Source organism: Citrobacter braakii (genome assembly GCF_002075345.1).
Lineage (GTDB): Bacteria > Pseudomonadota > Gammaproteobacteria > Enterobacterales > Enterobacteriaceae > Citrobacter > Citrobacter braakii.
The window spans coordinates 459,416-480,610 of record NZ_NAEW01000003.1; the positions used below are offsets into that span (position 1 = coordinate 459,416).

Annotated in this window: 20 protein-coding genes; 6 read left to right on the forward strand and 14 right to left on the reverse strand. The window is 51.8% G+C overall.

Annotated elements, in window-relative coordinates; translation table 11 throughout:
* Positions 1–113 precede the first annotated feature (113 nt).
* The gene (locus BZK42_RS09400; protein ID WP_080859037.1) at positions 114–1,199 is read left to right on the forward strand and encodes a malate/lactate/ureidoglycolate dehydrogenase; all 1,086 of its coding nucleotides are present in this window, start codon (positions 114–116) and stop codon (positions 1,197–1,199) included.
* Between the two features lie 97 nt (positions 1,200–1,296).
* Here BZK42_RS09400 and ybiJ read toward each other — a convergent pair whose 3' ends face one another.
* The 5 genes from ybiJ to mcbA all read right to left on the reverse strand — a co-directional run bounded on the left by ybiJ (position 1,297) and on the right by mcbA (position 5,760).
* On the reverse strand, positions 1,297–1,557 hold the full coding sequence (gene ybiJ / locus BZK42_RS09405; RefSeq protein ID WP_016152363.1) for a DUF1471 family protein YbiJ: 261 nt from the start codon (positions 1,555–1,557) through the stop codon (positions 1,297–1,299).
* A 300-nt stretch (positions 1,558–1,857) separates the two neighbouring features.
* Positions 1,858–2,124 carry a DksA/TraR family C4-type zinc finger protein gene (locus tag BZK42_RS09410; RefSeq protein ID WP_003035233.1) on the reverse strand — a complete coding sequence of 89 codons (267 nt, stop codon included), beginning with the start codon at positions 2,122–2,124 and terminating at the stop codon, positions 1,858–1,860.
* A 75-nt stretch (positions 2,125–2,199) separates the two neighbouring features.
* Complete coding sequence (ybiX, locus tag BZK42_RS09415; protein ID WP_016152365.1) at positions 2,200–2,877, reverse strand: PKHD-type hydroxylase YbiX; 678 nt, start codon at positions 2,875–2,877, stop codon at positions 2,200–2,202.
* Between the two features lie 43 nt (positions 2,878–2,920).
* Complete coding sequence (locus tag BZK42_RS09420) at positions 2,921–5,206, reverse strand: catecholate siderophore receptor Fiu (protein WP_080859066.1); 2,286 nt, start codon at positions 5,204–5,206, stop codon at positions 2,921–2,923.
* Between the two features lie 293 nt (positions 5,207–5,499).
* Entirely contained in the window at positions 5,500–5,760 is a 261-nt protein-coding gene (mcbA, locus tag BZK42_RS09425) for a DUF1471 family periplasmic protein McbA (RefSeq protein ID WP_016152367.1), read from the reverse strand.
* 210 nt (positions 5,761–5,970) lie between these two features.
* Between mcbA and rlmF the strand changes: the two genes are divergently transcribed.
* Complete coding sequence (gene rlmF, locus BZK42_RS09430) at positions 5,971–6,897, forward strand: 23S rRNA (adenine(1618)-N(6))-methyltransferase RlmF (RefSeq protein ID WP_080859038.1); 927 nt, start codon at positions 5,971–5,973, stop codon at positions 6,895–6,897.
* On the opposite strand, the gene ybiO is transcribed toward rlmF, so the two are convergent.
* The 6 genes from ybiO to rhtA all read right to left on the reverse strand — a co-directional run bounded on the left by ybiO (position 6,894) and on the right by rhtA (position 13,542).
* Positions 6,894–9,131 (reverse strand): mechanosensitive channel protein, encoded by a 2,238-nt coding sequence (gene ybiO / locus BZK42_RS09435; RefSeq protein ID WP_080859039.1) that lies wholly within the window; start codon positions 9,129–9,131, stop codon positions 6,894–6,896. The genes rlmF and ybiO overlap by 4 nt on opposite strands.
* Before the next feature lie 118 nt (positions 9,132–9,249).
* Complete coding sequence (glnQ, locus tag BZK42_RS09440) at positions 9,250–9,972, reverse strand: glutamine ABC transporter ATP-binding protein GlnQ (protein ID WP_003035246.1); 723 nt, start codon at positions 9,970–9,972, stop codon at positions 9,250–9,252.
* Positions 9,969–10,628: a glutamine ABC transporter permease GlnP gene (gene glnP / locus BZK42_RS09445; protein ID WP_003035248.1), complete on the reverse strand. Its 660-nt coding sequence runs from the start codon at positions 10,626–10,628 to the stop codon at positions 9,969–9,971. The genes glnQ and glnP overlap by 4 nt, the downstream gene beginning before the upstream one ends.
* A 107-nt stretch (positions 10,629–10,735) precedes the next feature.
* Positions 10,736–11,482 (reverse strand): glutamine ABC transporter substrate-binding protein GlnH, encoded by a 747-nt coding sequence (gene glnH, locus BZK42_RS09450; protein WP_016152370.1) that lies wholly within the window; start codon positions 11,480–11,482, stop codon positions 10,736–10,738.
* A 365-nt stretch (positions 11,483–11,847) separates the two neighbouring features.
* On the reverse strand, positions 11,848–12,351 hold the full coding sequence (gene dps / locus BZK42_RS09455) for a DNA starvation/stationary phase protection protein Dps (RefSeq protein WP_006685362.1): 504 nt from the start codon (positions 12,349–12,351) through the stop codon (positions 11,848–11,850).
* Between the two features lie 303 nt (positions 12,352–12,654).
* Positions 12,655–13,542: a threonine/homoserine exporter RhtA gene (rhtA, locus tag BZK42_RS09460; RefSeq protein WP_016156069.1), complete on the reverse strand. Its 888-nt coding sequence runs from the start codon at positions 13,540–13,542 to the stop codon at positions 12,655–12,657.
* 411 nt (positions 13,543–13,953) lie between these two features.
* On the opposite strand from rhtA, the gene ompX reads away from it, so the two are divergent.
* Positions 13,954–14,469 carry an outer membrane protein OmpX gene (ompX, locus tag BZK42_RS09465; RefSeq protein ID WP_016152372.1) on the forward strand — a complete coding sequence of 172 codons (516 nt, stop codon included), beginning with the start codon at positions 13,954–13,956 and terminating at the stop codon, positions 14,467–14,469.
* Positions 14,470–14,532: 63 nt separating this feature from the next.
* Here the strand turns inward: ompX and BZK42_RS09470 are convergent, their stop codons facing one another.
* Together BZK42_RS09470 and mntS are read right to left on the reverse strand one after the other, a co-directional pair.
* Positions 14,533–16,119, reverse strand: a complete 1,587-nt coding sequence (locus tag BZK42_RS09470; protein ID WP_016156070.1) for a phosphoethanolamine transferase — start codon at positions 16,117–16,119, stop codon at positions 14,533–14,535.
* A gap of 276 nt (positions 16,120–16,395) precedes the next feature.
* Positions 16,396–16,524 carry a manganase accumulation protein MntS gene (gene mntS / locus BZK42_RS09475; RefSeq protein WP_016152374.1) on the reverse strand — a complete coding sequence of 43 codons (129 nt, stop codon included), beginning with the start codon at positions 16,522–16,524 and terminating at the stop codon, positions 16,396–16,398.
* 186 nt (positions 16,525–16,710) lie between these two features.
* Between mntS and mntR the strand changes: the two genes are divergently transcribed.
* Positions 16,711–17,184, forward strand: a complete 474-nt coding sequence (mntR, locus tag BZK42_RS09480; RefSeq protein WP_003831586.1) for a manganese-binding transcriptional regulator MntR — start codon at positions 16,711–16,713, stop codon at positions 17,182–17,184.
* Positions 17,181–18,290 (forward strand): anion transporter, encoded by a 1,110-nt coding sequence (locus BZK42_RS09485; RefSeq protein WP_047359430.1) that lies wholly within the window; start codon positions 17,181–17,183, stop codon positions 18,288–18,290. Before mntR ends, BZK42_RS09485 begins: the two co-directional genes overlap by 4 nt.
* Before the next feature lie 80 nt (positions 18,291–18,370).
* Here BZK42_RS09485 and ldtB read toward each other — a convergent pair whose 3' ends face one another.
* Positions 18,371–19,291, reverse strand: coding sequence for a L,D-transpeptidase (gene ldtB / locus BZK42_RS09490; protein ID WP_003035268.1), 921 nt, complete (start codon positions 19,289–19,291; stop codon positions 18,371–18,373).
* A gap of 232 nt (positions 19,292–19,523) precedes the next feature.
* Here ldtB and BZK42_RS09495 point away from each other — a divergent pair, with 232 nt between their 5' ends.
* A complete protein-coding gene (locus tag BZK42_RS09495) occupies positions 19,524–21,116 on the forward strand; it encodes an ABC-F family ATPase (protein WP_016156073.1) in 1,593 nt (530 codons plus the stop codon).
* Positions 21,117–21,195 lie beyond the last annotated feature (79 nt).

Here is a 21,195-nt window from a genome sequence, read left to right on the forward strand (position 1 = left end):
TTCCGGCAACGTGAAATTTCTGCACGTTTATTGATCTCCTGAGCGCTGTGGCGCAGCATAGTTTGTTGAAAAATAAGAACCACAATCAACACGCGACACAACAGGAGATAACAATGAACAGTGGACATCGCTTCCATGTGCCAACGCTGCACGCCTTTATCCAGGCCGTTTTTCACCAGATGGGAAGCAATGAACTGGAGGCGCGGCTGGTGGCCGATCATCTGATAGCCTCTAACCTCGCCGGCCACGACTCCCACGGTATCGGCATGATCCCAAGCTATATTCGCTCATTTTCGCAGGGACACCTGCAGATCAACCGCCATGCCAAAGTGGTCAACGATGCGGGAGCGGTGATTACGCTTGACGGCGACTGCGCATTTGGTCAGGTGGCGGCCCACGAGGCAATTACGCTTGGGATCGAAAAAGCGCGCCAGTACGGTATCGCTGCCGTGGCATTACATAATTCGCACCATATTGGACGCATTGGCTACTGGGCGGAGCAATGTGCGGCGGCGGGTTTTGTTTCGGTGCACTTTGTGAATGTGGTAGGGATCCCGATGGTCGCACCTTTTCATGGCCGCAATAGTCGATTTGGCACCAACCCCTTCTGCGTGGTGTTCCCGCGTAAAAATACGTTCCCGTTGTTGCTGGACTATGCAACCAGCGCCATCGCGTTTGGCAAAACCCGTGTGGCATGGCACAAGGGCGAGCTGGTGGCTCCGGGATGCCTGATTGATGCTAATGGGGTACCCACAACCGATCCTGCCGTAATGCAGGTCTCTCCGCTGGGGTCGTTGCTGACCTTCGCCCAACACAAAGGTTATGCGCTGGCGGCAATGTGCGAAATTATGGGGGGAGCGCTTTCTGGTGGTAAAACCACACATGAAGAGAGCCTGCAGACCAGCGCGGACGCCATCATTAACTGTATGACGACCATCATTATGAATCCGGAACTGTTTGGCGCGCCGGACTGCGACAACCAGGTCGCGGCATTTGCTAAGTGGGTGAAAGCGTCCCCCCATGCTGAAGATGCCCCGATCCTGTTGCCAGGGGAGTGGGAGGTGAATACTCGTGAAGAACGGCTGGAGCAAGGTATTCCGCTGGATGCCGGAAGCTGGCAGGCGATTTGCGAGGCGGCGTTGCACATAGGGATGCCAGACGCCGTGTTGCAGGAATTCCGTCAACGACTGGAACACTAAGCAAAAAAAAGCCCGTCCAGTGGCGGACGGGCAAACAAAGGGTAACAAACAGGGTCAATGAGGGTTGGAGCATTGGGTCGTACAGGTAATCTTTCGGTTATTTATAGATAACCGCGGTGCCGCTCATTTTGTCTTTGCCGATAGCGGAAGTGATGCTGTAACCCGTTGCGCCAGCAGCAGTCGCTTTTTCAGCCAGTTTTGCTTCCAGGCCGTCCAGCGTGGTGGCGCCGTCAGCAGATACCACACCAATTTTGTTCATGTTTTGCGCCTGAGTAGAGGAAACTGGCTCGGCAGCAAAAACGCCAAATGACAGGGTAGACAGAGCGATGGCGGCAACAGCAAATTTGATATTTTTCATGATTAATTTCTCGCAGGTTTGTTCTGTTAGTCAGTGTTCTTTAAGAAGACGTTGTTTCGTCGATGTGAGAAGTATCACGTTTTTTTATGCGAGATAAAATCGAATAGAATTGACGACATCAATCAAAAAAATTGAATGACAAATAACTTATTGAATATTAATAAATTCGAAAGAGGGATTTACAGTTCTTGTCATTGCGCTTTACAGAGAAACCGACAACGGCACATTTTGCTACACAGAGTGCAAAAAAGCGTGCTCGTAAAGGAAATCGTATGCGCTGAAACTTTCGGTAAAGATAAGTCAACGTAGCTGGCTGTCTTTCGAACCTCTGCGATTATATCCTGAAAATGCTGCGCTATGTGAATCTTTATCCTGCTGGCATGTGATGCACAAGCGTACGCCGGGCACGGCCTCCCGTCTGGCCTGAGGGATTGGATTGCCACATTCTTCGCATTCATACAGACTTTCCCCCGTCGGTAACTCACCGCGGGCGCGGGCAACAGCATCTTCAATAGTATTGTTGATCTGTTCGTTAACAGCGTCGTCATTTGCCCATCCGGATGCCATACCTACCTCCTGCTGATGTCTACAGAATAAGTATAGCGAATGTGATGGCTGAAAAACGACCACGCGTCAGCGGTATCAGATTTCAGACCATTCGCGCAGCAGGTTATGGTAGAGATTGAGAAGCGACAGGATCTCGCTACTCTCCCCATGACGTGTCTTCAGGGACTGGATGTTTTTATCCAGTTCAAAAAGCATGGCGCGATTTTTATCGTCCCGGATCATCGACTGGATCCACATAAAGGATGCCACCCGAACCCCACGGGTCACCGGCGTAACGCAGTGCAGGCTGCTGGAAGGGTAAAGTACCAGATCGCCTGCCGGAAGTTTTACCGCATGCTGGCCGTAGGTGTCATTGACCAGCAGCTCTCCTCCCTCATAATCGTCAGGATTACTCAGGAATAAGGTGGCGGAAAGATCTGTGCGCATCCAGCCGTTTTCCGGATGACTACGCACCGCGCCGTCAACGTGAAAACCGTAGGTCTCGTTGTCCTGGTAGCGATTGAACAGCGGTGTGGAGAGCGTTTTCGGTAATGCAGCGGCGAAGAATAACGCGCTGTTGTTCACCGCGTTTTGTACCGCCTGTTGTAAAACGCCGTAACGCTCACTTTGCGTATTCACCTGCTGGTTGTTTTTAACCTGCGCGCCCTGAGCGCCGGTGGTTGCGCGGCCATCAACCCAGTCGGCAGCGTCCAGTTGTTCGCGAAACCAGGCGACATCCTGCGCCGACAGAATGCCGGGAATGTGATACATCATCAGTGTTTCTCCTGAAAGTGGGGCTTACGCCCCACGTAAAAGATCAGAAATGCATATTTGCCGTGATCAGGAAGGTTCTTGGCTCACCCGGATGGTAACGGTATCCGCTCTTGTTAATGGAGGATACATAATCGGTGTCGAACAGGTTATAGACGTTCAACTGGAAATCGAGATTGCGATTCACGCGATAACCCAGTTTCGCGTCGGCGACCCAGTAACCTTCGGTGTAGGATGGCGTACCCACGGCCCCGTCGGAACCGCGATGCATACTGCCCACGTAGCGAGCGCCCGCGCCAACGGAAATATTATCGGTAGCCTGGTACTGGTTCCACAGCGTGAACGCATGTTCTGGCGTATACGGCAGAGATGAAGAACCATCCTGAGCAACGTTTTTGCCGCTGTGGATCGCCGCGCGCTGCTGGGTGTAACCCCCAATAACCTGCCATGCGGGAGTGATGTTCCCTGCTACCGAGAGTTCGTAACCTTCAACGCGCTTCTCCCCGTACTGGGAATATGTGCCGTCGTCGTTCTGCTCAACTTCGTTCTCAATATCCGTACGGAAAATCGCGGCAGTTAACAGCAGGCGCTTATCCAGCACCTCCCATTTGGTGCCGATCTCGCTGGTTTTCGCTTTCTGCGGTTTGAAATCGGTACGGTTCGCACTGTTACCGCTTCCGCCCTGAGCGAGGGCAAAGTTGCTGCCGCCCGGCGGTTGCTGAGAAACGGCGTAGTTAATGTAAACGTTACCGTTATCGGTCAGGTGATACAGCGCGCCCGCTTTCCAGTTCACCAGATTGCCTGATTTGGCAGTATCCACGGTGGTGACCGGAGAACCTTTCGCCACGCCTGTCGGACACGCGACCGCGCCGCGACCAGAAGCGCCGCAAGCGGTGGCGCTGTCATATTCCGTGCGGTAATTGTCGAGGCGAATACCACCGTTTAGTTCAAACTCACGGGTAATCTGTAGCGTATCAAAGGCGTATACACCGAAGGTATCGGTTTGCCCGTTAGCATTAGCGCCGTTACGAGACAATCCGTCGATATTCACATTGCTGTTGGGGTGATAGATATTTACCGGCGGCGGGGTGATCGGGTTTACACCATAGTTGGTTTGCGTTTCACGCGTTAGCTCCACGCCGGTGCTGATGTCGTGACCGATGGCTCCCGTGTAAAATTTTGAGGTCAGGTTGGTCTGGTTGGTCAGGATCTTATTGCTGACATCTTTGGTATTTGCCAGGCGTGACCAGGTCCAGGTGTCGACGCTGCTGGAGGGTTGAGTGATGTTAGTCGCGCCGCCCATCACCGCCGTCATCAGATAATCCTGCTTAATGCGTGACCAGCGGGTGGTGTTGCGAATAGTGGTGCTGTCGTTCAGGTCATGTTCAAAACGCATCGTTGCGGTATCGGTCGTTGAATCGTCGTAATCCGAGTTGGTACCGTAGAAGTTATGCGTATCCACTTTTCCTGACTGATTCAGTGCAGCAGTCCCCGCGGAAGGCGCGGAATATCCCGGCAGACCGATGGTGGGGACACCACCATCCGGGGTGTTGTGCTGGGTGACATGCAGATAGTTCAGATACAGTCGGTTCTCAGTGCCTAAGCCAAAGGCGAGGGAGGGGGCCACACCATAACGTTCATTCTTAACGTTATCGCGACCGGCATCATGCGTTTTTTCACCCATCAGGTTTAACCGTGCAGCGGTGGTCTCGCCGATGACCTGGTTAATGTCCAGCGTACCACGGCGGAACCAGGCGCTACCGACGCTGGCCGAGGCATCGATCCCTGAGTCAGTGCGCGGCTGTTTGCTGATCATATTGATGGAGCCCGTTGGCGCGCTACGGCCATAGTCGGTGCCGGAGGGGCCTTTGATCACTTCAACCTGTTCGGTATTGAAAGTGTCGCGCGTAACGCTGCCAATATCTCGGATACCGTCGATATAAATACTGTTCGAGGTATCCGCACCACGCATGTACACCGCGTCACCGGTAGTGGAGTTACCGTTCTCACCGGCGAAAAACGCGCCAACACCCGGTACGTTTTTCAGCGCATCGGTCAGATTGGTTGCACCTTGATCCTTAATCACCTGCTCAGAAATCACTGTCATGGTGCGGGTTGTATCCGCTACCGGGCGGGAGAACTTAGGGTCGGCAGACTGCGTTGGGGCGTATAGAGAAGGTTTGGCCGCTTCAACAACCAGCGTATCTTCTTGTTTTTTATCTTGATCGCCCGCGGCGACAGCCTGAGCTACCGGAGACAGGCCAATACACAGACCAGCAAAAAAAGTCAGTGAATGAAAACTACTGGCAGGCAAATTGCGATTTTTATCCATGTTAGTGAGTGACTTATTATTTTTTGAGTAGACGGTTTCACTCGCGCGAAGGGACATCTCTGTGGATGTTATACCCTGCAGGCCTCGCGGGAGTGAACGTGTAATTGATAATGATTTTGATAAGCATTGCTAATCAGTGCGACGTTTTAGCATTCATTAATTCAAAAATAAATACATTTATTTACATTGAACTCAAAATTGCTACACGATGATTACAATTTGAGCGGTGAACGACGTGAACAGTAGGTAGCAAACTGCATTCGGGGTGAATGCAGTTGGGCTAAGGTGAGGGACTACTTATAGATAGTTGCGCTGCCGTACATCTGGTTTTTACCGCCCGCAGAATTGACGACAAAGCCTTTTGCGCCTTGCTCTTTCGCTTTCTCTGCCAGCTTGTCTTCGAGATCGCTCAGGTTAGAAGCTCCGGTAGCGAAAACAGTGCCGGAAGCTTGTAGCTGGCCGGTTTGAGGGCTGGTGTAGGGCTGTGCAGCAAAGGACGCAAATGTCATGCCGGTCAGTACGGTAGCGGCAAGGAATGTGAGGCATTTCTTCATGGTGATATCCTCTGAGAAACAACAGGTCGTGCCTGATAAGTTTAGGCCGTCAGCGGATGACATTTACCGCAAAAAACTGGTGATGAGCTGTCTGTTTTTTGAACAATCCGCAAGCCATCAAATAGGTATAAAAAAAGCAAATTTCCTTGCTGTGTGTTTACCGCGTGGCGTTATGCGGGTATCTTACGCCGCTGTTAAAAGGAGAATGCTATGCCCCCCCAGAAACCGGGATTACACCCACGCAACCGCCACAATGGCCGTTATGATCTTGCGACTTTATGCCAGGTTACACCCGAGTTGACGCAATTTCTCACCCTCACGCCTGGCGGCGAGCAGAGTGTTGATTTTGCGAATCCGCAGGCAGTGAAGGCGCTCAATAAAGCACTGCTGGCGCATTTTTATGCGGTGAAAAACTGGGATATTCCAGACGGTTTTCTGTGCCCGCCGGTTCCTGGTCGCGCTGACTACATTCACCATCTGGCCGACCTGTTAGGTGAAACCAGCGGAACCATTCCGGCAAATGCGAGCGTGCTGGACGTGGGAGTTGGGGCAAACTGTATTTATCCGTTGATCGGCGTGCATGAATATGGCTGGCGATTCACCGGTAGTGAGACCAGTAGCGAAGCGTTTAACAGCGCTCAGGCGATCGTAAATGCCAATCCGGGGTTAACTCGTGCTATTCGTCTGCGTCGCCAGAAAGATGCTACGGCAATCTTCAACGGTGTCATTCACAAGAATGAGCAATATGAAGCCACATTGTGTAACCCGCCATTCCATGATTCTGCGGCTTCAGCCCGCGCCGGAAGCGAGCGCAAACGTCGTAATCTGGGGCAGGATAAAGATGATGCGCTGAACTTTGGCGGGCAGCAGCAGGAGCTGTGGTGTGAAGGCGGTGAAGTGGCGTTCATCAAAAAAATGATCGCCGAAAGCCAGGCCTTTGGCCGTCAGGTGATGTGGTTCACCACGCTGGTTTCGCGCGGTGAGAATTTGCCACCGCTGTACCACGCGTTAACGGATGCGGGCGCGGTGAAAGTGGTTAAGAAAGAGATGGCCCAGGGGCAAAAGCAGAGTCGCTTTATTGCCTGGACCTTTATGGATAACGATCAGCGTCGCCGTTTTATGGCGCGTAAACGCTAAAGCGTTGGCTCGGTTGGCGGCAGCGGTTCGCTTGCTGCCGACGCAGGGCCATTCACCGGCGCAGGCAAAACCTGATACGTCTGTACCGGCGCGCGTACGTTGGCCAGATCGAAGTATTTCTTCACCTGGCTGTCGAGCGCGAAACGTACCGTCCACTGTTTCAGCGGTAATGTGGTAAATGAGACCCGTAGCGTGAAGGCCGTATTGGTTAAGCCCACAATCCCGGCAAACGACGGTTCGCCAATAATCAGCCCGCGAATATCGTCCTGTTCCATCACCGCAGCCACAGCGTCTTTCAACGCCTGATTCGCTTTATCTGCATCCTCATGGCGGTCTACGTCGTAATTGGCGACGACCGATCCAATCCCGCGCACAAAGTTGGCGAAGGTCGTTATCGATGACCAGGGAATGATATGGTACGCCCCGGTGTCCTGACGGACGCCCACAGAGCGGATGGACATCCGTTCAACCGTACCGGTGAGTGGACCGATGGTCACCAGGTCGCCGGTGTTCATGCCATTTTCGAACTGAATAAAGATCCCGGTAATAATATCTTTTACCAGCGTTTGCGAGCCGAAAGAGATAGCCAGCCCCAGCGCCCCGGCCCCGGCCAGTAAGGGCGCGATATTGACGCCAATTTCGGATAGCACAATCATGATGGTGATCGTGCTGATGATCACCGCCAGCGCGTTGCGAAACAGCGTCAGCAGGGTGCGGGTACGGGCGCTGGGGAGCGGGCGGCCGTGAATATCGGAAGCCAGACGATTTTCAATCAGGCTGGCAAGGATCGTCCAGCCGATGGCGGAGAAGAATAAAATCAGTGCGATACGGATCAGGATATCCACCGTTTTTTCTCCTGCGCCGTAATGCAGCCAGTTCCAGAAGTCGAACAATCCCCAGGCATTCAGTAGCAGCATTACCGCGACGCACACCGTCAGGATCCTGGCCACGCTTAACGCCGTCGACAGCCAGCCATTCAACCGTTTTTGTAATTCCGGATAGCTGCGCTGGGTGTGTGGAGAAAGGGTAATAGTTTTGGCTATCCAGCGGGAAAACATGCCGGAAACAAAAGCGGCGATTCCAATGATCACCAGGCTGCGCAGCGTAGCGCCCATCATGAATTTCAGGCTGTTGCCCGGATCAAACAGCGAGAAGAAAAACAGCACAATGAAGTAGGCGCTGGCCAGCCAATGCCATACCAGCGCAAAGGCGCGGATAAACAGGCTGAAAAACGCTAACGATCTTTCCGCCAGATTCAGCAAATGCTGCGTTATCTCTTTCTTGTTTCTGAAAATCAGGTACAGCGCCCATAGCGTGATACACAGCATGATGATGACGTTTGCCATCGCGCCGACCTGCACGTTGACCTGATTCGAGATAATGGGAACGGCAACGATAAGTCCGTATCCAATCAGGCTGCTCAATGAACTTAAACGGCGATTCCAGTAGCGCGCACCGGCATCCTGAATGTTAAACGGGCGCAGTTCGGCCACCGTTGGGCAAAATATCAGGCGTAGAATGGCTTTGAAGAACTCAATTAGCGCAAAGGCATTAAGAAACAGGCTTTGCTGAAAGGCGATAGTGCGGCTACCGGCGTTCATTCTGTCGCTCAGTATCTGCCCGACAAACAAAGTCAGCGCCAGCAGAAGCAAATCGATAATGAATGCGCCGACGATCATTGCCGGAAGCTGGAGCCAGTTGCTGCGTTTGCGGTTTTTCCGTCGTGCCCATTGCCCCATTTTGCGATACAGCGGCAGCGCGCACAGGCGAAGCAGCCAGAAAAAACCGAACACTGACGCCGCCAGCATTAAAAAATGGGTCAGGGCATTGGTGAACGTTTGCGGGTTGAAGGTCTTGTGTGGTGCATCGGTAATATTGCGGTAAAGCTGAGCAAAGCGGCTGGAGAGCGCCTCACCGTAGTGGCGGGTGACATCCGTGACGTTTTCCAGCACCGTTTTTTCTTCCGTTAACGTGGGCGGAACAATGGTTGGCACCGGTTCGGCAGGGGGCGCTGTCGCCACTTTGCGTAACTGACCGATCAGTTCCTGGCGCGAGGCGTCATTTTCCAGCACATCAGCCAGTGCGCCGTAGGCCGCTTTCTTCTGTTCAACATCCGGCTCTTTCGCCGGCGCGGTTTGCGCGTTGGTTGACGTTGGCGTAGTGACGCCAGGTATCATCACCGCCTGAGTCGGGAGACTCACCAGACAAACAAAGATGAACAGGATCCAGCGCATGACTCCTCCCATGAGAAAATAAATTCAAAAGGATAAGTATAGATGTCAGGGCGGGGGAGAAATGAAATGAGAGGATTCTGGTGAAAAACCTCCCTTCAGGCGAAGGGAGGGAGAGCTATCAGGAAACGTGCTGCAAGAATTCCTGTAAACGTTGGCTGGGCGGATTTTCAATCAGGGCCTGCGGATTACCGTCTTCGGCAATACGTCCCTTATCGATGAAAATCAGGCGTGAAGCTACTTTTTCGGCAAAGCCGATTTCGTGGGTCACAATCACCATGGTCATCCCTTCCTCCGCCAGATCCTGCATAACTTTCAGAACTTCGTGGCGCAGTTCAGGGTCCAGCGCTGAGGTTGGCTCATCAAACAGCATCATTTTCGGCTTCACCGCCAGCGCACGGGCGATCGCCACACGCTGCTGTTGACCGCCAGACAGCTCAGAAGGGTAGTGATGCGCACGCTCGGCCAGACCTACTTTCGCCAGCAGCTCTTTAGCCAGTTTCTCGGCCTGTTCTTTATTCGCCCCGCGTACGCGCTGCGGTCCGAACATGACGTTTTCCAGCGCCGTCAGATGCGGGAACAGGTAGAACTGCTGAAACACCATCCCGGCTTCCTGGCGGATTAACCGCTCGTCTACCTTTGGATCGTTTACTTTCAGACCGTCGACGATCAGATCGCCAGAGGTTATCTCTTCCAGTTTGTTAATGCAGCGCAGCAGGGTTGATTTGCCGGACCCGGATGGCCCGATAATTACCACCACTTCGCCCTGCTGAATGTTCAGGTCAATATTGTGCAGCACCTGGGTTGGGCCAAAGTGCTTAGAAACGTTTTTAAATTCAATCACAGGATTTTCATCCTTCTTTCCAGACGACGCAGAATGAAGCTCAGCACCAGCGTAATGATCAGATAGAACACCGCAACGGCGCTCCAGATTTCCAGTGCGCGGAAGTTACCGGCAATGATTTCCTGGCCCTGACGGGTCAGTTCAGCGACGCCAATGACAATAAACAGCGAGGTATCTTTAATGCTGATGATCCACTGGTTGCCCAGCGGTGGCAGCATACGACGCAGCGCGAGAGGTAAAATAACGTGGCGGATAGTCTCTGTACGTGAAAGCCCAAGCGCCAGTCCGGCTTCGCTGAATCCTTTATGGATTGAGAGCACCGCGCCGCGGGTGATTTCCGCAATATAGGCGCCGGAGTTGATCATGATGGTGACAACGGCGGCGCTAAAGGGATCAATGCGTAAATCGTTAAATGCCATTGGCAGGGCAAAGTAAATAAACATCACCTGCACAACGATTGGCGTACCGCGAATGACTTCGATAAACACCAGCGCTACGTGGTTGGCTATCCAACCGCCGAAAGTACGCGCAAACCCTGCTGCAAGCCCGATTATCAGACCGCCTGCCAGACCGAGGACCGAGATCCACAGGGTCATTTTGGCGCCTTCAATCAAAAGCGGGATGGCGGGCCAGATGGCACTCCAGTCAAACTGCATATTTCGTTCCTGTTACCGTGGTGAGAAAAGTAATGAGCCATTACGCGATGACTCAAAATTGCAGGCCCGGCGGCGCTGGCGCTACCGGGCGTTACAGAACGTTCTTGTTATTTAGGTTCGGTACCGAACCATTTTTTGTAGATTTCGTTGTATGTGCCGTTCTCTTTCAGCGTTTTCAGCGCGCCGTTCACTTTCTCACGCAGTTCATCGCTGCCTTTCGGGAAGGCGATACCGTACTGCTGGGCTTCCAGGGATTCGCCTACAGCTTTGAACTGACCGTTGCCAGCGGTTTTGATGAAGTAAAGAATGTTTGGCGTGTCGTGCAGCACGGCGTCTGCGCGGTTGGTGCCCAGTTCCATATATGCGTTATCGATATTCGGGAACTGACGCAGATCTTTGGTTTTGATGTTAGCTTTCGCATAATCAACGGAACCCGTGCCGCTCTTCACAGCGACGACTTTACCATCCAGATCTTTCACGCTTTTCACGTCGTTATTATTCGCTTTGACCATCACTAACAGACCGCTTTTGTAGTAGCCGTCAGAGAAGTCGATCGCTTTTTTACGCTCATCAGTGATGGTGATACCCGCCAGCGCCAGGTCGATATTCTTGGTTTGCAGAGCCGGGATGATGCCGCTGAAATCCATTGGTTTCAGTTCATAATCCAGCTTCAGTTCTTTGGCCACGGCAGCCCACAGATCCACATCAAAACCAACGTATTTGTCACCCTGTTTGAATTCGAACGGTACAAATGCGGTGTCGGTTGCGACAACCAGTTTCTTATCTGCGGCATGGGAGGACACCGCAAAAGCCAGGGTAAGTGCAGCCAGTGAGACTTTTAATACAGACTTCATAGGATTTCCTTTTATATCCACGGGGCGATCCCCTGCGAGAACATATGGCTTAATGAAAAAATCGTGCCAGTTTTGCAACTCATTGTTTTAACAAGAGGGTGTCTCGTTTCTCTGCACAATAAGTAGGGCAAAGTGGGCAATCTGCACTGTTTTGGGGCACTCATTTGGTGCGTACCTGACACAGTGCAAACGGTATGACTATTTAGCGTAAAAATTGTTGATAAAACAATCTTTCGTTAACGATTGTGTGAAGTGATTATTACAAATAATTTACTTTGGAGTGACGAACGATCAATGTCATGCACCATAGATGTGCAAAACCCCCGCCAGGGCGAGGGTTATATAGGTAATTCTTATGTCTGCTGTTATTCAATGTTGGCTTCGATAAACCACAGGAATTTGTCGAGGTCGCGTGAAGCGGCGGTGAAGATATCTGCTGTATCTTCGTCTTTTGCTTCGCTAATGGCTTTACGGACGCTGTTAGCGACGACGGCATAACGATCGGCCAGCTCTTTTAAGTGGTCCTGTACGCTATGGATATCCAGCGGATAGCTTTTCAGAGGCGTTTTGCTGTTAATAACCTGGGTGGTACCCAATGCCACACCGCCTAACTGTACGGCGCGCTCAGCCATGGTATCGAGGTGGTCGGTCAGGGCAGTACGGAAGCCATCGAGCATTTCATGCACAGCAATGAAGTTCGCGCCGCGCATGTTCCAGTGAGCCTGTTTGGTGATCAAAGACAGGTCGATGAACTGGATCACTTGCTGATTCAGCAGCTCTACGGTCGCTTTCTTTTCGCTATCTGTTACATCGTTGCGGGTATAAAGGAGGGCAGATGCTTTTGTTTTTACCAGTTTTGCGGTACTCATATTTTCATATCCTCTTGATAATTATGTCCCAGCTCTTCAACGGGAATAAGTATAGCGTGAATTTTGGATTTATTTTTCTGGTGTTACCTATCACTTTAATAGTGAAGAGAGGGGTGCATATGAAATAACTAATAAAATCATATAGATATGATAGTTATTAATGGAGGTGTGTTATTTTTATGTTAATGTAAAAATTTCAAGAAATATGCAGATGAGAAAATTATATTTATTAGAATAATTATCACGCAGATTTACAATTGAATATTCTGCATGATTATGCAAACCATGCAGAATATTAAGTAGTTAATTCACATCAACTTGCTTAATTTGTGGCTCTTTGCGAATAGTGAGCGTCGAACCCATTGATGCGACAATAATGGCGCCCAGAGCGAGCGTCTGGACAAGCGTCAGCGTTTCACCGAGGAAGATCATTCCTGAAACCGCAGCCAGTGCAGGTTCCATACTCATCAGAGTACCAAAAGTGCGTGTTGGCAGCCGCGTCAACGCAATCATCTCCAGCGAGTAGGGAAGCGCAGTGGAGAGGACCGCAATGGCCAGGCCTAACGGCAGAATGGACCAGTGCCACAAGGCATCCCCAGCCTGGAGCGCGCCGATGGGTACAAAAATCAGCGCCGCAATTAATGACCCTACCGCAACGGTCGCCGGACCATGTTCCGCGCCGGCACGCTGCCCGGTAAGAATATAGATTGCCCAGCAGGCGCCAGCGCCCAGCGCCAACGCAGCACCGGTTAAATCCACGTGAGAAACGTCCTGACCTAACGGCAGCAGGAACCAAAGCCCGAGTACAGCCAGTGCAACCCAAATGAAATCCACCGGACGTCGGGATGAAAACAGTGCTACCGCGAGCGGGCCGGTGAACTCCAGCGCTACGGCAATTCCCAGCGGGACGGTCTGGATTGACAGATAGAAGAGATAGTTCATCCCGCCCAGAGACAGACCATAAAACAGCAGCGGCAGGCGTTGTTCTTTGGCGAATCGCAAACGCCAGGGTTTAAAGAAGGCAATAAGGATGAGGGTGCCCAGCGCAAGGCGCAATGCGGTAACGCCCGGCGCACCGACGAGTGGGAATAGCGATTTTGCCAGAGATGCTCCGCTTTGAATGGAGGACATAGCAATAAGCAAAACCAAAATAGGCAACCAGACTGGCGCTTTACGTGACGACCCCGGCATCCTTTCTCCTGTCAAATGATAATTACACGCCTTCATCTGCGTGACGTTGCAAATTTGCTACGACACGGATGACGTGATGTATAGAAAAGTAAAACAGCGAGTGTAATGGAAATACGCACCGCTGGTTGAGTATTCGTTGAAAAAAAAATTGCTCAGTTCCGTACAATGGCATGAAAGTGATGGATTAATAATCTGTGTGATTAGGAATATTCTGGATGAATGTGCCATATTGTGCGCGCAATAATGGCATTTTAGGTTAGAAAAGTGATGTTAATTGAAAGAGATAGCGGGTTTCTGAAACGTTCTGTTACATGAAAGACCCCGTTAGACATCGCGAATCGCAAAGAGTTTCCCATCAATTTTTGGTATATTTAAAACTTAGGATTTACTTGAAGCACATTTGAGGTGGTTATGAAAAAAATTGCATGTCTTTCAGCACTGGCCGCTGTTCTGGCTTTCTCCGCAGGTACTGCTGTAGCTGCGACTTCTACCGTTACCGGTGGTTACGCTCAGAGCGATGCTCAGGGCGCAGCGAACAAAATGAACGGTTTTAACCTGAAGTATCGCTACGAGCAGGACAGCAACCCGCTGGGTGTTATCGGTTCCTTCACTTACACTGAAAAAGATCGTACCGATGCGTCTGGCGACTACAACAAAACCCAGTACTACGGCATCACTGCTGGTCCGGCTTACCGTCTGAACGACTGGGCAAGCATCTACGGTGTAGTGGGTGTTGGCTACGGTAAATTCCAGAACGCAGCATCCCCGGCTGATAACCACACCACCAGTGACTACGGTTTCTCTTACGGTGCTGGTCTGCAGTTCAACCCGATCGAAAACGTTGCTCTGGACTTCTCCTACGAGCAGAGCCGTATTCGTAGCGTTGACGTTGGCACCTGGATCGCTGGCGTGGGTTACCGCTTCTAATCACTTCGGTGATACAAAAAATCCGCCTCTCGGGGCGGATTTTTTTTGTGCGCAACTCAGAGATTAACGAGATTTGGTCTCAAAGATGTCGGTACCCAGATGGTTGTAGTCCACCTTCTGCAATTTGAAGTTGGTGATATACACCGGGCCAGCCTTTTTCTCTGAAATAAAGCGATAGCTGTTGGTGATTTCCTTCGCGCTTATCCCCGTCCACTGCGAGAAAAAGCTGAGGAAATCATTGGCGGAGCGACGGGCTTTAATCACCCGGTGCGCTTTATCATCGCTCGACAGCACCATAAATGGTACCTGGAAATTCTGCTGGAACTGATCGTCATGCGCCAGGTACTGCACCTCTTTCCCCCGCTCTTTAAACGCGAGGCCATGATCGGAGAAATAGACCATCGAGAAGCTGTTACCGCTGTTACGTAACTGATCGTAAAGCTGGCGCAGCAGGTCATCCGTCTGCGTCATGGTGTACAGATAGCAAGATGTCTCTTTCGACTGGACGAAAGTCTCGTATTTACCCTGCGTACGGTCGCAGGCCTGCGGATGCGAGCCCATTAAATGCAGCACGATAAGCTGTGGCTGAGTGCGCTCGGTTGCCAGCACCTGGGCGGTCATCTTCAACAACGCTTCGTCACGGGTATTTTTATCCGCTTCGAAATCACCGCTTTTGAGGAACTGAACTTCATCAGCTCGCTTCGCAATGCTGGCGATGGCCGTATCGTATTCACCAATCTGTCCCTGATTGGAGAACCACCACGTCTGGAATCCCGCGCGGTTGGCCAGAGTGACAAAGTTATCCTGGAACTGGGGTTTATTGTCGACCACCCGATTTAGCGTCAGGCCGAGTGATTTTTGTGTCGAACCGCTTGCCGCGATGTAATCCGCGAAGATGTAGCCGTTAACGGAACTGGCAAACGGGGTGTTATCCCAGTGACCGCCAAAAGCACCTAACGCATCGCGGCGGGCGCTTTCGCCGATGACCACCACGTAGGTATGATACTTCGGCTTCACGGCGGTTACCGTCCAGCTGTCTTTCACGCTCGCCAGCTTCGCCATACGCTCTTGTTCGTCGAGCACTTCGTTGTTATTAACGATAACGTCCTTGGCAAAGCGGAAAACCGGATAGCCGGTGTCTTTCAGCTTGAACACGCCGCCCCAGGCCAGGTTTTGCACCGGTGTAACAAAAAACGCGACAACGCTGAACAGCAAACAAATGCTGTCGAACTTATTCCAGCTACGCTGCTGCACCTCTTTTTTACGGCGTACGGCGATAACACCGAGGGCGAAAATAAACACCCCAACCAGATAACTGTACCAGGGGAAGATGGTCAGGATTTCAGTAGACTCTTCCATATTGGTTGAGTGCAGCGCCAGCAAGGTATTGAAGTTCGGCGAACCGTAAGCCTGGCCAAACGGGAAGTACATTGCCGCTACCAGCGAGCAAATGCCAATCAGCACTTTCTGCGCACGCGGCGCGCTGCGCCACAGCAGCATCAATATACAGGTGAAAGCAACGCTATAGAGCAGGCTAAGCGGATAGCCCAGCGCAAGGTTGATCAGCAGAGACTGTAAGAAATAGAGGCCAGTCCACGGACTAATCGCCCGGCTACGAGCAATGATTGAATCTTTGAGGGTTAAATTCATATGCCACTGTTACAAAAACGCCATGTGCTTACCCTGGCGCTAAGGGTCATTGCCTGCCTGAGAGAGCGAGAAGGGGGATAGGGTCCGCATCCGCGAGCCGCAATATATGCAGGGCTGCGAAAAGATAGAGTGTGTGCAAGAGAAGGTCAACTACTACTAAGAAATTGTTTTGCGAGGGGCGTGGCAAAACTGACAAAAAGAAGGGTTATTGGCACGAAAACGATCACCGTATCCGAGTTACGGCAGGAAAATGAAGCGGCGTACCGCGACGCCGCATTATTTATCTGCAGGTTTATCCTGCTCTGGTTTGCTGTTAATCATGTCGCACAGCATAGAGATCAGCATTAACCGTACTTTAAAGGGAGAGTGGCTAAACACGCGTATACACCTCTTAAATTCATTCATATAAACCTCCTGACTTCACGATCCCATCAGTCCTTGAGGGATGTCTTTATTATATACAGATATAGCACAGGCTATATTATATAGCTATTGCTAAAACGTTAATTTTTTGTGCCCACGCAACTCTGGTTTACAATGAGCGTTCTCTAATCAGATGCCGTTAACGCGTCACAGTAACGAGGAAGCAGAATGAGTCGTCGCGCAGGTATGCCAACAACAAAAAAAGTGACGCAATTGGTGAATGTCGAAGAACACGTTGAAGGATTTCGTCAGGTCCGGGAGGCACATCGCCGTGAGCTGATTGATGACTACGTAGAGCTGATTTCCGATCTCATTATTGAGGTGGGTGAAGCGCGCCAGGTAGATATGGCCGCACGGCTTGGGGTTTCCCAGCCGACGGTTGCTAAAATGCTTAAGCGTCTTGCTTCAGTTGGGTTGATTGAAATGATCCCCTGGCGGGGCGTGTTTTTAACCGCAGAAGGTGAACGACTGGCTCAGGAGAGTCGGGAGCGTCACCAGATTGTGGAGAATTTCCTGCTGATGTTAGGTATCAGCCCGGAAATTGCCCGTCGCGACGCGGAGGGAATGGAGCATCACGTCAGTAAGGAAACGCTGGAGGCTTTTAGCCGGTTTACGCAACAGCAAGGCACAGGCTCTGAATGAGTTTTCCTTTACTACGCGCCTTACAGCGCGATCGCTTTTTTCAGCTGTTAATCATCGTCGGGGTTGTACTGAGCCTGTTCGTGCCGTTTACGCCACGGTCGTGGCCGGGGGCGATAGACTGGCACACGATCATTACACTTAGCGGCCTGATGTTACTGACCAAAGGCGTGGAGCTAAGCGGTTACTTCGATGTGTTAGGGCGCAAGATGATCCGGCGCTTCAACACTGAACGTCAATTGGCGATATTTATGGTGCTGGCGGCGGCGCTGCTGTCGACGTTTCTGACCAACGATGTTGCGCTGTTTATTGTTGTTCCGCTGACGATCACCCTGAAAAAATTGTGCGCCATTCCTGTAAATCGCCTGATTATCTTTGAGGCGCTGGCGGTAAACGCCGGTTCGTTGCTCACGCCAATAGGTAATCCGCAAAACATTCTGATGTGGGGACGCTCCGGCTTATCGTTTACCGCGTTTACCTGGCAGATGGCGCCGCTTGCGGGGGCCATGATGCTGACATTGGTGGCGCTGTGCTGGTTCAGTTTCCCGTATAAAGATTTGCATTATCATACCGGTACGCGCGCGCCTGACTGGCAACCACGCCTGGTGTGGAGCTGTCTGGGGCTGTATATCATTTTCCTGGCGGCACTGGAGTTAAAACAAGAGCTGTGGGGCCTGGCGATCGTTGCGGCAGGATTCATGGTGCTGGCTCGCCGCGTGATCCTCAGCGTGGATTGGACGCTGCTGTTGGTGTTTATGGCGATGTTCATTGATGTGCACTTGCTGACGCAACTCCCGGCCTTGCAGGAGATTACCCACCAGATTGGCACGCTTTCAGCGCCGGGGCTTTGGTTGACGGCCATTGGCCTGTCGCAGTTTATCAGTAATGTTCCCAGCACGATTTTGCTGCTGAACTACGTCCCACCAACGCTGCTGCTGGCCTGGGCGGTCAATGTGGGCGGTTTTGGGTTGTTGCCGGGATCGCTGGCGAATCTTATTGCTTTACGGATGGCAAACGATCGACGGATCTGGTGGCGTTTTCATTGGTATTCGGTGCCGATGCTGATATGGGCGGCGCTGGTAGGGTATGGTTTATTGCAGGTGATGTGAGGATTGTGCCCGATAGGGCTGGCGCTTATCGGGCCTACAGGTTAAGTAGGCCCGATAAGGCGAAATGACAGTTTTGATGCTTAGTTCAGACGAACCGGCATACCTGAACGGTTCTGTACCGCCTGCTCAACGACGGCCTGATCGACGTCAGACTGACCGGTGATGCTGGTAATGCTCTTGTTCAGCGTAATCGGTACGATTTCCCCGCCTTCGAACTGTGCTTCAGTGGTAGACAGTGGATTGTGTACCTCGATGTAACGGCTGCCGTCTGGTTCAGTCGTGGCTTTTACCGGCTCATCGATAAACTGTACGCGGGTGCCGACCGGCACATTTTCAAACAGGAATTTGATGTCGTCGTTACGCAGACGCACGCAACCGTGGCTGACGCGTAAGCCGACGCCGAAGTTAGCATTGGTGCCGTGGATGGCGTACAGGCGACCGATATACAGCGCGTACAGGCCCATCGGGTTATCCGGACCTGCCGGAACAACAGCTGGCAGCGGTTCGCCCGCAGCGCGGTATTCCGCATGCATTTTTGCCGTTGGCGTCCAGGTTGGGCCCGCTTTTTTACGTTCTACTTTGGTGGTCCAGTTGATTGGCGTGTCTTTGCCCAACTGGCCAATACCGATCGGCAGAACAATAACGGTGTTGGTGCCTTTCGGGTAGTAGTACAGACGCATTTCAGCGCTGTTAATAACAATACCTTCATGCACGGTATCCGGCAGGATCAATTGCTGAGGTATGTTCAGTACGGTGCCGCCCTTCGGCAGGAAGGTATCCACGCCCGGGTTGGCTTCCAGCATATTAGACAGACCCATCTGATACTCCGCCGCAAAATACTCCAGCGGTTGGGTGTTGCCTTCAGGAATAGTGATGACCTGGTTTTGGCCGATCAAACGGCTGCCATCGGTAGGCAGCGGGTACGTGACGGCAGAAGCGGTGTTACAAAAACCAACTATTGCGAGTGCCGCCGCGAAAAGCGTTGTTAATTTCATATTCATGTTCATGTATGCGAGATTCAGTGCCAGGCAGGCTAGTGGGTTGAGATTTATGTAGTGTTGGGCACGCATTATATGTGCAATCTGAGCAACAAGGAATTCGGATGTGTACTAAATCACATTTTTTTCCTTTTGCTTTCACTTTATCCCTTCAGCATCAAGGCGCGATCTTATTGCAGACTTATGGCATAATAAGCGGTTAGTCACATATTTCTTTCTCTTTCAGGATACGCCAGTGTTAGTTTCCAGCAACGTCACCATGCAGTTCGGCAGTAAGCCGCTGTTTGAAAATATTTCCGTCAAATTTGGCGGCGGCAACCGTTACGGCCTGATTGGCGCGAACGGTAGCGGTAAATCCACTTTTATGAAAATTCTCGGCGGCGACCTCGAACCGACGCTGGGCAACGTTTCCCTCGATCCGAACGAGCGCATTGGTAAGCTGCGTCAGGATCAGTTCGCCTTTGAAGAGTTCACCGTGCTTGACACCGTGATCATGGGTCACGGTGAACTGTGGGAAGTAAAGCAGGAGCGCGATCGCATTTACGCCCTGGCCGAAATGAGCGAAGAAGACGGCTATAAAGTTGCTGACCTTGAAGTTCAGTATGGCGAAATGGACGGCTACTCTGCGGAAGCGCGCGCGGGTGAACTGCTGCTGGGCGTAGGTATTCCGGTAGAACAGCATTACGGCCCGATGAGCGAAGTCGCCCCCGGCTGGAAGCTGCGTGTGCTTCTGGCACAGGCGCTGTTCTCTAACCCGGATATTCTGCTGCTTGACGAACCAACGAACAACCTGGATATCGACACCATCCGCTGGCTGGAGCAGACGCTGAACGAGCGTGACAGCACCATGATCATCATTTCGCACGACCGTCACTTCCTGAACATGGTCTGTACGCACATGGCGGATCTGGACTACGGCGAACTGCGTGTTTATCCGGGTAACTACGACGAATATATGACGGCGGCAACTCAGGCGCGTGAACGTCTGCTGGCCGATAACGCCAAGAAGAAAGCGCAGATTGCCGATCTGCAATCCTTCGTCAGCCGCTTTAGCGCCAACGCATCTAAATCTCGTCAGGCGACTTCTCGTGCGCGTCAGATTGATAAGATCAAGCTTGACGAAGTGAAGGCGTCCAGCCGTCAGAACCCGTTCATCCGCTTCGAACAGGATAAGAAACTGTTCCGTAACGCGCTTGAAGTGGAAGCGCTGACGAAAGGTTTTGATGAAGGTCCGTTGTTTAAAAACTTTAACCTGCTGCTGGAAGTCGGTGAGAAAATTGCCATTCTGGGTGCCAACGGCGTGGGTAAATCAACCATGCTGAAAACGCTGGTCGGCGAATTACAGCCGGATAACGGTACTGTGAAATGGTCTGAAAACGCCCAGGTTGGTTACTACGCGCAGGATCACGAGTACGAATTCGAAAACGATCTGACGGTCTTCGAGTGGATGAGTCAGTGGAAACAGGAAGGCGACGATGAGCAGGTAGTACGTAGCTTCCTTGGTCGCTTGCTGTTCAGCCAGGACGATATCAAGAAACCTGCTAAAGTGCTGTCCGGTGGTGAAAAAGGACGCATGCTGTTCGGTAAGCTGATGATGCAGAAGCCGAATATCCTGGTAATGGATGAACCGACCAACCACCTGGATATGGAATCTATCGAATCGCTGAACATGGCGCTGGAAATGTACCAGGGCACGCTGATCTTCGTTTCTCACGACCGTGAGTTCGTCAGTTCGTTGGCAACCCGCGTGATTGAAATTACGCCGGAACGCGTAATCGACTTCACCGGTAACTACGAAGATTACCTGCGTAGCAAGGGCGTCGAATAATTTTCCCGTCGTCTTTCGTGTTACAGGTGTGTTGGCTGCACCTGTACACCCCGGTCACTTACTTGTGTAAGCTTGCGGG

What these genes read in the sequence shown, in the direction of transcription:
- BZK42_RS09400 (WP_080859037.1), top strand. Translation starts at nt 114, where the DNA reads ATGAACAGTGGACATCGCTTCCATGTGCCAACGCTGCACGCCTTTATC.
- ybiJ (WP_016152363.1), bottom strand. Translation starts at nt 1,557, where the DNA reads ATGAAAAATATCAAATTTGCTGTTGCCGCCATCGCTCTGTCTACCCTG.
- BZK42_RS09410 (WP_003035233.1), bottom strand. Translation starts at nt 2,124, where the DNA reads ATGGCATCCGGATGGGCAAATGACGACGCTGTTAACGAACAGATCAAC.
- ybiX (WP_016152365.1), bottom strand. Translation starts at nt 2,877, where the DNA reads ATGATGTATCACATTCCCGGCATTCTGTCGGCGCAGGATGTCGCCTGG.
- BZK42_RS09420 (WP_080859066.1), bottom strand. Translation starts at nt 5,206, where the DNA reads ATGGATAAAAATCGCAATTTGCCTGCCAGTAGTTTTCATTCACTGACT.
- mcbA (WP_016152367.1), bottom strand. Translation starts at nt 5,760, where the DNA reads ATGAAGAAATGCCTCACATTCCTTGCCGCTACCGTACTGACCGGCATG.
- rlmF (WP_080859038.1), top strand. Translation starts at nt 5,971, where the DNA reads ATGCCCCCCCAGAAACCGGGATTACACCCACGCAACCGCCACAATGGC.
- ybiO (WP_080859039.1), bottom strand. Translation starts at nt 9,131, where the DNA reads ATGCGCTGGATCCTGTTCATCTTTGTTTGTCTGGTGAGTCTCCCGACT.
- glnP (WP_003035248.1), bottom strand. Translation starts at nt 10,628, where the DNA reads ATGCAGTTTGACTGGAGTGCCATCTGGCCCGCCATCCCGCTTTTGATT.
- glnH (WP_016152370.1), bottom strand. Translation starts at nt 11,482, where the DNA reads ATGAAGTCTGTATTAAAAGTCTCACTGGCTGCACTTACCCTGGCTTTT.
- dps (WP_006685362.1), bottom strand. Translation starts at nt 12,351, where the DNA reads ATGAGTACCGCAAAACTGGTAAAAACAAAAGCATCTGCCCTCCTTTAT.
- rhtA (WP_016156069.1), bottom strand. Translation starts at nt 13,542, where the DNA reads ATGCCGGGGTCGTCACGTAAAGCGCCAGTCTGGTTGCCTATTTTGGTT.
- ompX (WP_016152372.1), top strand. Translation starts at nt 13,954, where the DNA reads ATGAAAAAAATTGCATGTCTTTCAGCACTGGCCGCTGTTCTGGCTTTC.
- BZK42_RS09470 (WP_016156070.1), bottom strand. Translation starts at nt 16,119, where the DNA reads ATGAATTTAACCCTCAAAGATTCAATCATTGCTCGTAGCCGGGCGATT.
- mntS (WP_016152374.1), bottom strand. Translation starts at nt 16,524, where the DNA reads ATGAATGAATTTAAGAGGTGTATACGCGTGTTTAGCCACTCTCCCTTT.
- mntR (WP_003831586.1), top strand. Translation starts at nt 16,711, where the DNA reads ATGAGTCGTCGCGCAGGTATGCCAACAACAAAAAAAGTGACGCAATTG.
- BZK42_RS09485 (WP_047359430.1), top strand. Translation starts at nt 17,181, where the DNA reads ATGAGTTTTCCTTTACTACGCGCCTTACAGCGCGATCGCTTTTTTCAG.
- ldtB (WP_003035268.1), bottom strand. Translation starts at nt 19,291, where the DNA reads ATGAATATGAAATTAACAACGCTTTTCGCGGCGGCACTCGCAATAGTT.